The sequence below is a fragment of the Microbulbifer discodermiae genome (assembly GCF_040742695.1).
Taxonomy (GTDB): Bacteria; Pseudomonadota; Gammaproteobacteria; order Pseudomonadales; family Cellvibrionaceae; genus Microbulbifer.
In genome coordinates, this window is the sequence record NZ_JBFLAB010000010.1 from 33,383 (window position 1) to 47,029 (window position 13,647).

15 protein-coding genes are annotated in these 13,647 nt (G+C 61.1%); 10 read left to right on the forward strand and 5 right to left on the reverse strand.

Annotation, left to right across the window (positions count from 1 at the left end; all coding sequences use genetic code 11):
- The first annotated feature begins 2 nt into the window (after positions 1 to 2).
- The 7 genes from AB1S50_RS05685 (at position 3) to AB1S50_RS05715 (ending at position 7,909) form a co-directional block, all read left to right on the forward strand.
- Entirely contained in the window at positions 3 to 962 is a 960-nt protein-coding gene (locus tag AB1S50_RS05685; RefSeq protein WP_367149526.1) for a stage II sporulation protein M, read from the forward strand.
- Positions 952 to 2,535, forward strand: coding sequence for a DUF4129 domain-containing protein (locus AB1S50_RS05690; protein WP_367149527.1), 1,584 nt, complete (start codon positions 952 to 954; stop codon positions 2,533 to 2,535). The genes AB1S50_RS05685 and AB1S50_RS05690 overlap by 11 nt, the downstream gene beginning before the upstream one ends.
- Positions 2,525 to 3,805, forward strand: a complete 1,281-nt coding sequence (locus tag AB1S50_RS05695; protein WP_367149528.1) for a DUF4350 domain-containing protein — start codon at positions 2,525 to 2,527, stop codon at positions 3,803 to 3,805. Before AB1S50_RS05690 ends, AB1S50_RS05695 begins: the two co-directional genes overlap by 11 nt.
- The gene (locus AB1S50_RS05700) at positions 3,802 to 4,815 is read left to right on the forward strand and encodes an AAA family ATPase (protein ID WP_367149529.1); all 1,014 of its coding nucleotides are present in this window, start codon (positions 3,802 to 3,804) and stop codon (positions 4,813 to 4,815) included. Before AB1S50_RS05695 ends, AB1S50_RS05700 begins: the two co-directional genes overlap by 4 nt.
- On the forward strand, positions 4,812 to 6,182 hold the full coding sequence (locus AB1S50_RS05705) for a DUF58 domain-containing protein (protein WP_367149530.1): 1,371 nt from the start codon (positions 4,812 to 4,814) through the stop codon (positions 6,180 to 6,182). The genes AB1S50_RS05700 and AB1S50_RS05705 overlap by 4 nt, the downstream gene beginning before the upstream one ends.
- A gap of 129 nt (positions 6,183 to 6,311) precedes the next feature.
- Positions 6,312 to 6,758, forward strand: a complete 447-nt coding sequence (locus AB1S50_RS05710; RefSeq protein ID WP_367149531.1) for a hypothetical protein — start codon at positions 6,312 to 6,314, stop codon at positions 6,756 to 6,758.
- 110 nt (positions 6,759 to 6,868) lie between these two features.
- Positions 6,869 to 7,909: a hypothetical protein gene (locus AB1S50_RS05715; RefSeq protein WP_367149532.1), complete on the forward strand. Its 1,041-nt coding sequence runs from the start codon at positions 6,869 to 6,871 to the stop codon at positions 7,907 to 7,909.
- A 114-nt stretch (positions 7,910 to 8,023) separates the two neighbouring features.
- On the opposite strand, the gene AB1S50_RS05720 is transcribed toward AB1S50_RS05715, so the two are convergent.
- The 5 genes from AB1S50_RS05720 to cysK form a co-directional block, all read right to left on the reverse strand.
- The gene (locus AB1S50_RS05720; RefSeq protein WP_367149533.1) at positions 8,024 to 8,590 is read right to left on the reverse strand and encodes an outer membrane beta-barrel protein; all 567 of its coding nucleotides are present in this window, start codon (positions 8,588 to 8,590) and stop codon (positions 8,024 to 8,026) included.
- 27 nt (positions 8,591 to 8,617) lie between these two features.
- The gene (locus AB1S50_RS05725; RefSeq protein WP_367149534.1) at positions 8,618 to 8,911 is read right to left on the reverse strand and encodes a type II toxin-antitoxin system HicB family antitoxin; all 294 of its coding nucleotides are present in this window, start codon (positions 8,909 to 8,911) and stop codon (positions 8,618 to 8,620) included.
- A gap of 122 nt (positions 8,912 to 9,033) precedes the next feature.
- On the reverse strand, positions 9,034 to 9,240 hold the full coding sequence (locus tag AB1S50_RS05730) for a hypothetical protein (protein ID WP_367149536.1): 207 nt from the start codon (positions 9,238 to 9,240) through the stop codon (positions 9,034 to 9,036).
- Positions 9,241 to 9,787: 547 nt separating this feature from the next.
- Positions 9,788 to 10,648: a 3'(2'),5'-bisphosphate nucleotidase CysQ gene (gene cysQ, locus AB1S50_RS05735; RefSeq protein WP_367149537.1), complete on the reverse strand. Its 861-nt coding sequence runs from the start codon at positions 10,646 to 10,648 to the stop codon at positions 9,788 to 9,790.
- Positions 10,649 to 10,767: 119 nt separating this feature from the next.
- Entirely contained in the window at positions 10,768 to 11,685 is a 918-nt protein-coding gene (cysK, locus tag AB1S50_RS05740) for a cysteine synthase A (protein WP_367149538.1), read from the reverse strand.
- 197 nt (positions 11,686 to 11,882) lie between these two features.
- Between cysK and AB1S50_RS05745 the strand changes: the two genes are divergently transcribed.
- Genes AB1S50_RS05745 through AB1S50_RS05755 form a run of 3 tightly spaced genes read left to right on the forward strand, consistent with a single transcriptional unit; the run spans position 11,883 to position 13,647 of the window.
- The gene (locus tag AB1S50_RS05745) at positions 11,883 to 12,560 is read left to right on the forward strand and encodes a lysoplasmalogenase (RefSeq protein ID WP_367149539.1); all 678 of its coding nucleotides are present in this window, start codon (positions 11,883 to 11,885) and stop codon (positions 12,558 to 12,560) included.
- Between the two features lie 56 nt (positions 12,561 to 12,616).
- Complete coding sequence (yrfG, locus tag AB1S50_RS05750) at positions 12,617 to 13,270, forward strand: GMP/IMP nucleotidase (RefSeq protein WP_367149540.1); 654 nt, start codon at positions 12,617 to 12,619, stop codon at positions 13,268 to 13,270.
- Positions 13,270 to 13,647 carry an RNA-binding S4 domain-containing protein gene (locus tag AB1S50_RS05755; protein ID WP_367149541.1) on the forward strand — a complete coding sequence of 126 codons (378 nt, stop codon included), beginning with the start codon at positions 13,270 to 13,272 and terminating at the stop codon, positions 13,645 to 13,647. The genes yrfG and AB1S50_RS05755 overlap by 1 nt, the downstream gene beginning before the upstream one ends.

Consider the following 13,647-nt stretch of genomic DNA (forward strand, 5'->3'; position numbering starts at 1 on the left):
GTATGAAACAGCGCGACTTTGAACATCGCCACGGTGCAACCTGGGAGACACTGGAGGAGTGGCTGCGGCTGGGCAAGGGTCCGGAGCCGGATCTGCCGGCGCTTTATCGCGGTCTGTGCCAGCAGCTCGCCATGGCCAAGGAGCGCAACTACACCAGCCAACTGGTGGACCGGCTGGATAGACTGGTGCTGGCGGCGCATCACCGCCTCTACCGCCAGCAGACGCTGCGCCGCAACATCTGGGCCTGGTATCTGTTGGCGGGTTTCCCGCGCGCAGTTCGCGCGCAGATAAATTATGTCTGGCTGGCCGCCCTGCTGTTCCTGCTGCCGTCCCTGGTGATGGGAGTGGGCAGTTACGTCAGTGACACATTGATCTATACGGTGATGTCCCCCGCACAGGTGATGGGGACTGAGGCCATGTATGACCCCGCCAACCGCGTGCTGGGGCGCGAGCGGGGTTCGGATTCCGACCTGCTGATGTTCGGCTTCTATATCCAAAACAATATCGGTATTGCATTTCGGACCTTTGCCGGCGGAATCCTGTTGGGGCTGGGTTCGATATTTTTTCTGGTGTTCAACGGTATTTATCTGGGTGCTGTGTTCGGCCATCTCAGCCGAATTGGCTTTGGCGTAACCCTCTACCCCTTTGTGATCGGTCACGGCGCTTTTGAGCTCACCGCTATCGTTTTCGCCGGCGCCGCCGGTCTGCGCCTGGGACAGTCGCTGATTGACCCCGGTGCCCAGTCCCGCCTGGATGCCCTGCGCAGTGCCAGTGTGGAGGCGATGCAGATTGTCTACGGCACTTTTTTAATGCTGGTGGCGGCAGCGTTTCTGGAGGCCTACTGGTCCTCGTCCACAAGTATTGCCACCGCCATAAAGCTGGGCGTGGGTGGCTTCCTGTGGCTGTTGGTACTGGGCTACTTTATGTTTGCCGGGCACGGAGAAGTTTCCCGTGCAACTTGAGCGGCTGGTGATTCGCGCGCGCCTGCGCTCGCCCTGGGAGTCTGTAGATCTCGGTATCGCCCTGGCGCGGGAGCATTGGTGGCCGCTGTTCGTGGTGTGGCTGCTGCCGGCTTCGGTGGTGTTCGCCGGCGCCGCGCTGCTGCTGTGGGATTCACCAACCTGGGGCCTGCTACTGGTGTGGTGGCTGAAACCGGTGTTCGACCGGCTGCCCCTGTATATCACCAGCCGCGCCCTGTTTGGCGAATCTGCTTCGGTCGGCGGGGCACTGGGGCAGTTTTGGGCGCAGAACCGTCGCGATTGGATTGCCTGGCTCAGTTGGCGCCGCCTGAGCAGCACCCGCTCCTTTGATATGCCGGTTACCCTGTTGGAGCAGAGCAGTGGCAGTGCGCGGACTGCGCGTCTCGCCCTGCTGCATCGAAAACACGCAGGTGCTGCCAGCTGGCTGACCCTGGCTGGTGTTCACGTGGAACAGTTCCTGTCCCTGGCTGTGGTGGTATTGATTTTCCTTTTTATTCCCGCTGAGTTGAAAGCCCAGTTTGTACCCGAGGAGCTGGATGTCCAGTGGTGGTACCTGCTGACCAGTGATCATCTGCTTCTGAGGTGGTGTTTGAATTTTGTGTCGCTGCTGGCGATGGCGACTGTAGCGCCTTTTTATATCGCCAGTGGTTTCTGCCTGTATATTGGCCGCCGCGTCGAGCTGGAGGCCTGGGATCTGGAGATACAGTTTCGGCAGTTGCGCGCCCGCGTACTGGACAGGGGGGCGCGACGTCGCTCCTCCGGGGCGACAGTAGCGCAGCTGTTGCTGCCACTGTTGCTGGTAATGGGGCTGGTGGCAGAAGTGCCGACGGTGCGGGCGGCCGAATCGCCAGCGGAGGCGCGGGAACAGATTGACACCGTCCTTGCCGGCGAGGATTTCCACCGTATGGAGGAGGTTTCCGGCTGGCGCTTCAAGACTGCTGAGACCCGCTCCGAGCAGTTTCCCCAGTGGCTTATCCAGTTGCTGGAATGGTTGGAGAACCTCTTTTCAGACAGCGACCCGCAACAGCGCGACGGTGACTGGGGCCCGCTGCTGGCCACGGTCATAGAAGTTTTTTTGTGGATGGTGGGTGTGTTCCTGTTGGCGTACCTGCTGTGGCGCTACAGAGCGCCGATTCTCGCCAGTCTGCGTCCCCGGCCCGGGGGTGAGTCGGAGGGTTCGCCACCGGCTACGCTGTTCGGGCTGGATGTACGACCCCAAAGCCTGCCCCGGGATGTCTGTGCCGAAGTGCTGCGGCTCTGGTATGACGGGCAGCACCGGGCCGGCCTGGGACTGCTTTACAGGGCCACGCTGGCGTACCTGATTGAGCGCTACGGGTTTGAGTTTGGCCAGCAGCTCACCGAAAACGAGTGCGCCCTCCTTGTGCAACGGCGTGTGGCGGAGCGGCAGCAACCGGGGGACAGTTCACTGAACGAATTGGTGCAGCAGCTTACCCGGGCCTGGCAACAGCTGGCCTATGCCCACCGGGTCCCGGACGGGGAGCGGGTGAGGGCAATGTGCGGCCGCTGGGAGGAGGTGTTTGTCCGTGAGCCCTAGACATTGGCTGATCGGCGCGGCGCTTCTGTTGAGTGCCATTGTGACCGGCTTGCTGTTTACCTTTATGGAGCGCTACACGGAGCAGCGGGATAACGGCTGGGGCGTGGAGGCGCGGCGCAATCCCTACCTGGCAGCGGAGCAGTTCCTGCAGGTCTCCGGCGTGCGCACCCGCAACGTCGGCAATGTGGCTGAGCTGGCTAGCCTCAATGACAACGATACCTTGCTGCTGGATGGAAGTACGCATATCTACAACCGGCAGCGGGCTGACCAGTTGCTGAACTGGGTCGAGGGCGGCGGCCACCTGGTCCTGGTGGCAAAACCGGAAGAACGGGACTGGTTGCTGGAGCGGATGGAGGTCTCCCTGGAGCCCGGCCGGGAACTTTTTGATTTCCACAACCCTCTGCGCCAATTCCTGGGGGACGACGCCGAGGCGTTTGCCGGTAAAAGCGCCAGTGAAATTCTGCGCGAACACAATCGCCGCAACCGCTCCAGTGGCGGGGATACAGAGCCCGGCGAGCCGGCGGAGGAAGCGCCCAGGGATCCGCCCGCAGATCCAGCCGACCTGGTGACTCTGGCGGATGCCCAGGGGCGCGACTACCACCTCTATTTCGACCCGGTTTACCTGCTGGAACACCCGGGCCTGGAAGATCTGCAGTCGGAGCCGACATCCTGGGCCAGGATACGGCGCGACGATACCGGTGTGCCGTTTATGCAGTTCGAAAGGGGCAGGGGGCTGGTCACACTGGTGGCCGACGGTGGCATCTGGCACTCCGGTCGCATAGGCCATTTCGACCACGCTTACTTTTTGACACAGCTGTCCTCCGGGGGTGAATTTATTTTTGTCACCCGGCCACGCTTTGATTCCCTGTTGGTGCTGGCCGGGCGTTACGCCGGGGAATTCTTTTTTGCCGGCGCACTAGCGCTTATGGCCTGGCTGCTGTGGCGCTCGCGCCGTCTCGGGCCAGTGGTGGCGGTGCAGCAGCAGGCGCGGCGTTCACTGACCGAACACCTTGAGGCCAGCGGCCACTACTACTGGCGTGCGGACAGGGGATGTCAACTGGCGCAGCGGATTCGCGCGCGGCTGTTGCGCCGCCTCGGTGGAGAGCAGTGCGACCAGTATGTGAAACGCCGGATTATCTCCCGGCTCCACCAACTTACGCATTTGACCGAATCCAACATAACCGCCGCCCTTTGGGGAGTAGCTCCCCAGGGCGAAGAGGCTTTTACCCGGCAGATGCGCACTCTGCAGCAAATCGAGGCAGCCCTATGAACGACACCATTGACACAGGCGGCGCGCCAGCCGCTGATACAGCTGGCGCAGAAGTGGACTGGCAGGCGGCCGCGACAGGATTGAGCTGCTTGCGGGAGTCCATCAACGGCCTGGTGATGGGCCAGGAATCTGTAGTGGACCAGGTGCTGGTGGCCCTGCTGGCCTCGGGTCATGTGCTGCTGGAAGGTGTGCCGGGCCTGGGCAAGACGTTGCTGGTGCGGGCTCTGGCCAGTTGTTTTGGCGGTGATTTCCGCCGTATTCAATTCACCCCGGATCTGATGCCTGCGGATGTAACCGGGCACGCCATGTACAACATGGCCGAGGGCCGCTTCGAAGTGCGCCGGGGGCCGGTGTTTACCAACCTGCTGCTGGCGGATGAAATCAACCGCGCCCCGGCCAAGACCCAGGCCGCCCTGCTGGAAGTGATGCAGGAGCAGCAGGTGACGATTGACGGTGAGTCGCTGCCGGCTCCACAGCCGTTTATGGTACTGGCTACCCAGAATCCCATTGAGCAGGAGGGCACCTACCCGCTGCCGGAGGCGGAGCTGGACCGCTTCCTGCTCAAGGTCCTGATCGACTACCCCAGCCTGGAGTCGGAGCAGAGACTCGCTGCAGCCGCCAGCGGCGGCCGTATCGAGCAGCGCCTGCAGCAGCCGCTGGGCGGTCGCATGAGCCTGGCCCGGCTCCGCACACTGCAGCGGCAGCTGCCTCGGGTGGCGCTGGATCAGCAGGTGCTGAACTATGCAGTACGACTGGTGCGCGCCACCCGGGAAAGTGTGCTGCTGCGCCGCAGTGCCGGTCCCCGCGCCAGTATCGGTTTGTTGCAGGCGGCCCGGGCCCAGGCGCTGTTGCAGGGGCGGGAATTCGTCCTGCCGGACGACGTCAAGTCTATGGCCCTGCCGGTGATGCGGCACCGGGTCGGACTGTCGCCGGATATGGAAATCGACGGAGAAACCCCGGATACGGTCCTGGCGCAGATTATCGGGGCGGTGGAAGCGCCGCGCCTGTGAGTGTCGGAGTGCCGCGTCTGCCCGGCATGCGTCCCAGTCGCCGCCTGGTGACACTGCTGGGCTGCTGGTGCCTGGCGGCCCTGGCGATTGCCGCTGCGCGGATTGGCTGGCCGCAATTGGTCGGTGCAATCGGCAATCTCTGGTGGCTGGCGGGAGTGCTGCTGTGTGGTGGCGCACTCTTGGATGGTTTTACCGGCCGGCGGGTGCGGGGCCTGCGCGGGCGCCGCCGGGTGGCCGGCAACCTGGCCCTGGGTGTGGAAAACGTTGCGCTTCTGCAGCTGCGGAATCAGGGCCCGCGGCCGCTGGCCGTGGATGTTTGCGACCATTTGCCGCCACAGCTGGAAACCGGCGATATGCCCCAGCGGGCACTTTTACAACCGGGCGCCCAGGCGGAATTGCGTTATACCCTGATCCCCCGCCGGCGCGGCCGGGCCGAATTTGGTCCCATCGAAGCCCTGGTCGACTCGCCCTGGGGGCTCTGGCAGCAGCGGGTGTACCTGGGGGTGTCGCAGACAGTGAAGGTCTACCCCAATTTCCTCGGTATTTCCTCCCTGCAGGCGATGAGCACCGAGCAGAGCCTGCGCCATATGGGTGTACACCAGCTGCAGCGTCGGGGGGAAGGGCTCGATTTTCGCCAGCTGCGGGAATACCGCCTGGGTGACAGCCAGCGCCAGGTGGACTGGCGGGCCAGTGCCCGCGTGCGCAAATTAATCAGCCGGGAATATCAGGACGAACGCGACCAGCAGATTATTTATATGCTGGATTGCGGCCGGCGCATGCGCGCTAAAGACGGCGACCTCAGCCATTTCGATCACGCCCTGAACGCCCTGCTGTTATCTGCTTACATCGCCATCAAACAGGGCGATGCGGTGGGGCTACACGCCTTTGCCCACAGCGACAGGGGTGGGGATTTGCCGCTGCCACCGGTCAAGGGGGAGAGCGCCATGAACCTGCTGTTGAACCATGTTTACGATCTGCACTCCGGCACCGCCAGCGCGGATTTCTCCGGCGCAGCCCAGCGGCTGCTGGCCCGACAACAGCGACGCGCACTGATCATACTGGTCACCAACCTGCGCGATGACAACGGCGAAGAGTTACTCGCCGCCGTACAGTTGTTGTCGCGCCGGCATCTGGTAATGGTGGCCAGTTTGCGCGAGACTGAGCTGGATGCACTGTGCGGCCGGACGGTAGAGAATTTCGACGACGCGGTAAAATTTGCCGCCACAGCGGATTTTCTGGCCCGCCGCGCATACCTGCTGCAACAACTGCAGTCGCGCAATGTGTTCCTGGTGGATTCCGAACCGGCGCGATTGCACACAGCATTAGTGGCACAATACTGGCAGTTAAAACGCAGCGGTGTCATCTGAGCATCAGCGGCTGGGGTTCTAGGGCCCCGCTGAGGCAGTACTGAATCAATCAGGGGTAGGCCCTTTCGACCTGGGCGGCCTCTATTGCTCCAGTGGCCATCTTTAGCTGGGACGCGTCCAATAAAAACCATGTATCGGCACAGAGCACAGTCACCGGGATTCTTCTGCCGCCTGCGGCAACCGCAAGCCGTGCTGCTGTTGCTGATATTTCTCTCCGCCCGGGGCCTGGTGCCGGCGGGCTTTATGCCAGCGCCGGTATCCGGCGGGGCCCCCTATGACTTCTGCCACGGCGACAGCCGCAGCGCTCTGCTCCTGCAGTGGCTTGCGGAACAGCGTCACACGCACCGGGGGCACGAATCCGGCCATCAACACGATGCGCTGACCGCACATACGTTTGCCGATAATCATTGCAGTTTTGCCGCCGGCCTGGCGGCTCTCGCCGGCGAACCTGGGGCACTCTTGCCGTTTGCGGTCCGCACAGTGGAAGCGGTTCCATTCGAGGGCCGCTTTTACCCTTTGGCACAGGCATTTCTGCTGCCGCCCTCCCGCGCCCCGCCTGTATTGCCGCTCGCCTGACGATTCACTCTTAATCCATTTTTTGCGCTCGTGGTGCGCAGATAGCACCCTGGGCGGTATCTATGGCGATCGCTGTGTCAGCGCGATTGCCCCTGCACGGAAAGAAATTTATGCGAACACTTAAATACAGGCTGTTATTGCCAACCCTATTTTTGACCAGCTGCGCTGCCCCCTGGGCACTGGCGCACAGTGAGCTGCCGGAATATCCACCCGAAAGCCATGCCCCAGCCGGGGTGATGTTTGACCATTTGCACGCAAAAGGTGAATGGATGCTGGGCTATCGCTATGGACGCGAGACATACCGGGATATTTATCGTGGCTCCAGCGAAGCGGGGACCATGGAACTGCAGATGGCGGGATACACCATGAAGCCTGTCTCCATGACCATGGAGATGTACATGTTGGATATTATGTACGCCGTCTCCGACGATCTGACACTCATGTTGATGCCCCAATACATGAGCATGGATATGTCTATGGTCATGATCGGCAGCGGCCATGGGGCGGGGCACAGTCAACATACCGGCGACCACAGGCACAGCACTTCCGGTGTCGGTGATACCGTCATCGCAGGGCTTTTCCGCCTTGCGAATACCCATAACCTGCGGCTGCATGCGACATTTGGGCTCAGCGCGCCCACTGGCTCGGTCAAGCAAAGGGGGCCAAACGGCAACCTGACCCACTACGGTATGCAATTGGGCAGCGGTACCTGGGACCTGTTGCCCTCGCTGACCTATACCAGCGGTTTGGAGAGGTTGAGCTGGGGCGCACAGCTGTCCGCCCGCCTGCCGCTGGAAGGGGAGAACGACTCCGGCTTTGCCTTTGGTGAGCGTTATGGTGCCACTGCCTGGAGTGCATTCCGTGTGGCGGATTGGTTGAGTATTTCCGCGCGCCTGGAATATGCCAAGGAAGGCGATATCAATGGCCACTACGAAGGTCCGCACAACCATAGCAGTCCGCCCGACCGGCAGAGCAATTACGGTGGCAACTATTCCGCTTATGGACTGGGCGTTAATCTGGTGGGGCAGCGGGGGCTGTTTGCCGGTACGCGATTGGGGCTGGAGTGGCTGAGCACACTGTCCGCCGACTATAACGGCTATCAGCTGGCGCGCGAAGACGGTTTGAACATGAGCCTCAGCTACGCATTCTGACGCAGTTGCTGTTCACCCGGCAATTCAACAAGTTGCCGGGTGAATGCGGTACAGGGATGTACCGCCAGTGAGGCGCTTTTTGTGGCCCCCATTGCCGGCACCGACCGCTGGGGACTAAAAGCGGTAACTGAGATTCAGGGTCAGCGAGCGCAGGTGGCCGAGATCAAACCCGGCGACGCGGCCGGCGTCGTTGTAGTTGTACTCGATGGAAGTGTCCAGGTCCTGGGTCCAGAAAAAGCGGTAGCCGACACCCGCGTTCCAGTAGTTGTCGTCGCCGTCGTCGTCCACCCGCACACGGATTGTCTGGTTGTCGCGCCGCACCGTGTGCACATCGAACTCAGCGTAATTCCAGCCAGCCATCCAGTAGAGGCATTGCACATCGCAGAAAAGGGTGAAATCCACTTTGAAGTTGATGCCGTATTGGTCGACATCCACACCTTCATCCTCAAAGTTCGAGTAGCGCAGTTCCACCTGCCAGACACCTACCGCAGGCGTGATGCCGAGACTGGCATAGGAAAATAAATCCCGGTCGCTGTTGATCTGCAGTTCTCCCTGGCCGACACCGACAGTGCTGATTACCCGGTACTCCCCCAGGCGAATACCCTCAAAGGGGTTGTTCCACTCCACCGCAGCGGCCGGCGCAGAGCCGAGTAATGCAAAGACGAAAACAATCCTTTTCATGGCGGGGCTCCTTGCTCCAGTCGCTGGTCAGTTCTTTCTTCGGGGTATGGGACTGCGGGATTCAGGCGAGTGGGCCACGTCAATGATCGCCCAGATGCCTCCGGCAAAAGCGGGGTTTGCTTTCAGGCTCCGCATATCGCCCGGTGGTGGTGGCAGCTGCCCGATGGCGTCCGCTTCTTCAAGACGCTGTAATATTGTCTCCGCCATTTTTTGCAGTGCGTCATCGAGGGTCTCGGCATGGCAGTGACAGTGGGGAAGGTCCGGCGCTATGGCGCCAAAGCCGGCGCTCTCTATGTGGTGAACCACAACCGGGTAGCGCATTGGCAGTTACTCTTATGGAATTAACTCACCAAGCGTAGACGGTAATCCTTTTGACTGGCAAATTGCCGCGGCGGACTTTTTCCCGCTCGTCGACATCCGTTGTAGGCGCGCGGAAAATCTACTCAGCGCGGAATACGACCGAGCAATGCGCGGCGCGAAAAGATCATTTCCCTGTAGGTTTGTAGCAGCGAGACATCGATACCGGATTCCGCTCCCTGGATTTCCTCCACCTGCCGATTCAGCCAGGCGATTTCGGTTTCCAGTTGATGCCGCAGCCGGCGGGTTTCCGCCTCGTTGATGTTGACATGCACATGAGCAGACTTGGCCATGGTTTGTCCTCCACCAGTACGACAGCAGGTTTGCGGTGCGCGGCAATGCCGGTTTCTACAGGTGCCATAGCAAAGCCTGAAGTTGCACCGAATTAATCAGACGTTCCTATGAGTTTAGCAGGCTGCTGGAAAAGTATTTTTTCAGCAGCCTGCTGTCTCGAACAGGGATCTTCAGACCGCAAATACAGCATGTAATTGCTTGATTTGTAGTGGGGGCTTTGTGGACATGCACCACAAACCGTGGTTGAGGAAAAACAGGGAGGGCTTTTTCAACAACTGGTTAATTGGCCGGCGCCAGTTTGCCCGAGCAGGTTGTTGAAAAAGGTATCCTGCCTATTTCAAAACACGAAAAGCGAAAAATGGGATTTTCACTTTTCTCACAAAATCAACGACTTAAGCGTCGCGGATCTTGCCGGAATATCCATATTCCGGTACCAGGCGTCGAAATTCTTCGAATTTCAACAGCCTGCTAAGAAAACCCTTTGCCGTGTCTGCCGGCAGCGGCTTCGTTCCGCGCCCCTATGGCGGGGCACTGTGGTGCAGGGAATTAGCTGCAGTCGGCGAGCAAAGCGCGCCAGTCGAAGGAGGGGTCGCCAATAACGTAGAAAGATGGGTTAAGTACAGAGTCCTTGGTGTTGTAGCGTAGCGGAGCAAACTGATCGTCGACCACTAGGCCGCCTGCGGCTTCGACCACTGCCTGGGCCGCCGCTGTGTCCCACTCACAGGTGGGCGCCAGGCGCGGATACAGATCGGCGGCACCCTCCGCCACCAAGCACAGCTTTAGGGAACTGCCCATATTTTTCAGCTCAGTGGCACCCAACTGTTGTTCAATGCGCGCCACCAGCCGGTCTACCGCCCCGGCGCCGTGATTGCGGCTAGCCACCAGCCCCAGCGGCGACTGCACATCCAACCGCGACTGCACGGAACGCACACGGATGGGGTTTTCGCCCCCGGCGGTGCGCTTAAAGGCCAGCGCCTCAGTTCCCGGGGCGGCCCTATGGCCGGCGTAGGTGATTTCCAGCACCGGCACATGCACCACGCCCAGTACGGGTACGCCGTCCTCTATCAGCGCCACATTGACCGTAAATTCACCGCTGCGACGGATGAATTCCTTGGTGCCATCCAGTGGGTCCACAATCCAGTAGCGACGCCAGCGGCGGCGTTCGGAGAAGGGGGGCATGGCCTGCTCTTCCGAGAGCACTGGCACACCGGGGGTCAGTTGCGCCAGGGCCGGGGCGAGTATGTTGTGGGCGGCCAGGTCGGCGGCGGTTACCGGCGAGTCGTCGCTTTTGGTATCTATTTCGAGGTCGGCACTGCTGTGATAGACGTCGAGAATGGCCCGCCCCGCCGTACTGCAGATATCGATTACCTGTTCTATCAGTTCCCTTCTGTTTTGCGCTTTGGCCATGCCTGTCCCCTGTTGAATGCAGGCCGCATTATACGGTGCGAAATGAAACGGGCCAGGGTGACGCGATGGCGCTGCCGGACCTGGGCATGGCCGGCGGATAATCCGGCCCGCGTTCCTTCTCAGGCCGCAAACAGGTCCTCGATGGAGAGGTACCGCTCGCCGGTATCGTAGCTGAATACCAGGATCCGGCTGCCCGGGGGCAGTTCCCCCTCGAGCTTTTTCACCGCAGCCAGGCTGGCGCCGGAGGAGATACCCACAAAGATACCTTCCTGCAGCGCACACTGGCGGGCCATTTCAAAGCTGTCCTCTTCGCTGACCTGGACTGTGCCGTCCAGGGTGTCCGGGTTGAGAATCTCCGGCACAAAACCGGCACCGATACCCTGCAAACGGTGGGGCCCCTTTTCGCCACCGCTGATTACCGGAGATTTTTCCGGCTCCACGGCCAGGGTCTTTAAATTGGGAAACCGCTCCTTCAGCACTTCACTGCAACCGGTTATATGACCGCCGGTGCCCACACCGGTAATCAGGTAGTCGATGCCGTCGGGGAAATCGGCAAGGATTTCCCGCGCGGTGGTCTCGCGGTGCACCCGGGTATTGGCTGGATTCATAAACTGCTGCGGCATCCAGGCATCGGGGTGTTCACACAGCAGTTGTTCGGCCTTCTCTATGGCTGCGGGCATACCGCCTTCCTTCGGGGTCAGCACCAGCTCGGCCCCCAGTGCTTTCATGACCTTGCGCCTTTCCAGCGACATGGACTCGGGCATTACCAGGATCAGTCGATAGCCGCGTACCGCCGCCACCATGGCCAGCCCTATACCGGTGTTGCCGGAGGTGGGTTCAATGATCACCCCGGCGGGTTTGAGCGCGCCGCTGGCCTCGGCGTCCTCGATCATCGACAGCGCTATGCGGTCTTTGATGCTGGAGCCCGGATTGAAGCGCTCCACTTTCATCCACACCTCCAGGTCCGGGCGGAAAAGCCGGTTGATGCGGACGTGTGGCGTATTGCCGATGGTGTCGAGTATGTTGTCTGCTTTCATGGGCGATGCTCTCCGTTTGATGCGCACTGCGGCTGTGGCGACAGTGCCGGATTTTTTTGGGTACCGGCTGTGCGGTGTGCATTGAATCGCCGCAGCCTTTGGCGAATACTGGCGGAAGTGGCGCCAAGAAGCTAGGGCCAACTCAGTTAGTGTGAACAGGCCCTGGCAAGATCGACAATAAGCGAGGGAAAGCAACCATGAGTGCAGAGATCGTCACCGACCACAGCCAGTATCCCACCGCCCTGCGCGGGCGCCTGCTGCTGGTATTTATTGCGTCTGCCGCCAGCTATGTGCTGTTGGATGCGGTGGATATCCAGGGCCCCTGGATGCCGGCGGCCAAGGCGCTGCCTATCGCGGTGCTGGGCCTGCTGGCACTGGGCGAGCTGCGTGGACTCACCCGTTCCCTGACTCTGACCGCACTGGGCTTTTCGGCCCTGGGGGATGTGCTGTTGGCACTGGATTTCCCCAATCACTTTGTTTTCGGTCTCGGCGCCTTTCTGGTGGCGCAGTTGGTCTATGCCGCGAACTTTTTGCGCGGGGCGAATTTCCACAGCCGGCGCTTTGCCCTGCGGGCCCTGCCGATACTGGTAGTCACCCCCCTGCTGGCATGGCTGCTGCTGCCGGCCGCGGGTGAACTGGCAACGCCGGTTTTGGTCTATCTGAGTGCGATTGTGCTGATGTCCCTGGGGGCCGCAGCCCACCGCGGCAAGTCGGGCCTGCTGTTCGCCGGCGCCCTGACATTCATGGTGTCAGACACGCTGATCGCGGTGAACAGGTTTCTGTTGCCGCTGCCCCTGGCCGGAGTCGCGGTGATGCTCAGCTACTACAGTGCCCAGTGTATGCTGCTGTACGGCATAGTCCGGGCACGGGCATAATCGCATTTGGGTCCGTGGCCGGCGGGCAAAATGTGAAGAAGAGGTATCCATCCCCCATGTTGGATTGGCAACAGATCGATACGGTGCTGCTGGATATGGATGGCACCCTGCTGGACCTGCATTACGACAATCATTTCTGGCTCACTCACTTGCCGCGCCGCTATGCGGAAACCCACGGCGTCAGCCTGGCGCAGGCACAGGTGCAGCTTCTCGATGAGATAGAGGCGCGCCGCGGCACCCTGGAGTGGTACTGCCTCAGCTTCTGGTCCCGCAGGCTCAAGCTGGATATCGTCGGCATACTGCGCGAAATCGAGGATCGCATCGCTCTGCGCCCCCAGGCGCGTCCCTTTCTGCAGCGCCTGAACGCATTGGACAAGCGGCTAATGCTGGTGACCAATGCGCACCGCGACGGCCTGGAGCAGAAGCTGGAAATTACCGGCATCCACCGCTGGATGCACGACATCATTTCCTCACACGATCTGGGGCATGCCAAGGAGAGCCTGGAGTTCTGGAATGCCTTGCGCGAGCGTATTCACTTCGACCCGGACCGCACCCTGTTCGTGGACGATAACCAGGAAGTACTGGCGGCGGCGCGGGCCTACGGCATCGCCCACCTGCTCTGCATCCGGCAGCCGGACAGTCGCGGGCCGCTGCGGGACATCACGGAATTCCCGGCCATTCACCACTTCGATGAGATACTCGCGCTCTGATGGACAAGGTACGTATCGACAAGTGGCTGTGGGCGGCTCGCTTTTATAAGACCCGCAGTATCGCCAAACAGGCTATTGACGGCGGCAAAGTGCAGGCGGATGGTCAGCGGGTCAAGGCGAGCAGGGAGATAGTGCCGGGTGTGACCCTGATCCTGCGCCAGGGCTGGGATCAGGTGGAAGTGGAGGTGGTCGCGCTGTCGGATCAGCGCCGGGGGGCGGAGGTAGCCCGCACCCTGTACCGTGAAACAGAGGCCAGCGTGGCCCGGCGGGCACAGGCGCGGGCCGAGCGCCAGGCCAGCAACACCGGTATTCGCAGCGAAAAGCCCAATAAAAAGCAGCGCCGCCAGATCCACCGTTTCCAGCGCGAACAAGAGTGA

Coding starts and splice junctions, on each gene's coding strand:
- AB1S50_RS05685 (WP_367149526.1), top strand. CDS start 3: ATGAAACAGCGCGACTTTGAACATCGCCACGGTGCAACCTGGGAGACA.
- AB1S50_RS05700 (WP_367149529.1), top strand. CDS start 3,802: ATGAACGACACCATTGACACAGGCGGCGCGCCAGCCGCTGATACAGCT.
- AB1S50_RS05710 (WP_367149531.1), top strand. CDS start 6,312: ATGTATCGGCACAGAGCACAGTCACCGGGATTCTTCTGCCGCCTGCGG.
- AB1S50_RS05715 (WP_367149532.1), top strand. CDS start 6,869: ATGCGAACACTTAAATACAGGCTGTTATTGCCAACCCTATTTTTGACC.
- AB1S50_RS05720 (WP_367149533.1), bottom strand. CDS start 8,590: ATGAAAAGGATTGTTTTCGTCTTTGCATTACTCGGCTCTGCGCCGGCC.
- AB1S50_RS05725 (WP_367149534.1), bottom strand. CDS start 8,911: ATGCGCTACCCGGTTGTGGTTCACCACATAGAGAGCGCCGGCTTTGGC.
- AB1S50_RS05730 (WP_367149536.1), bottom strand. CDS start 9,240: ATGGCCAAGTCTGCTCATGTGCATGTCAACATCAACGAGGCGGAAACC.
- cysQ (WP_367149537.1), bottom strand. CDS start 10,648: ATGGCCAAAGCGCAAAACAGAAGGGAACTGATAGAACAGGTAATCGAT.
- cysK (WP_367149538.1), bottom strand. CDS start 11,685: ATGAAAGCAGACAACATACTCGACACCATCGGCAATACGCCACACGTC.
- AB1S50_RS05745 (WP_367149539.1), top strand. CDS start 11,883: ATGAGTGCAGAGATCGTCACCGACCACAGCCAGTATCCCACCGCCCTG.
- yrfG (WP_367149540.1), top strand. CDS start 12,617: ATGTTGGATTGGCAACAGATCGATACGGTGCTGCTGGATATGGATGGC.
- AB1S50_RS05755 (WP_367149541.1), top strand. CDS start 13,270: ATGGACAAGGTACGTATCGACAAGTGGCTGTGGGCGGCTCGCTTTTAT.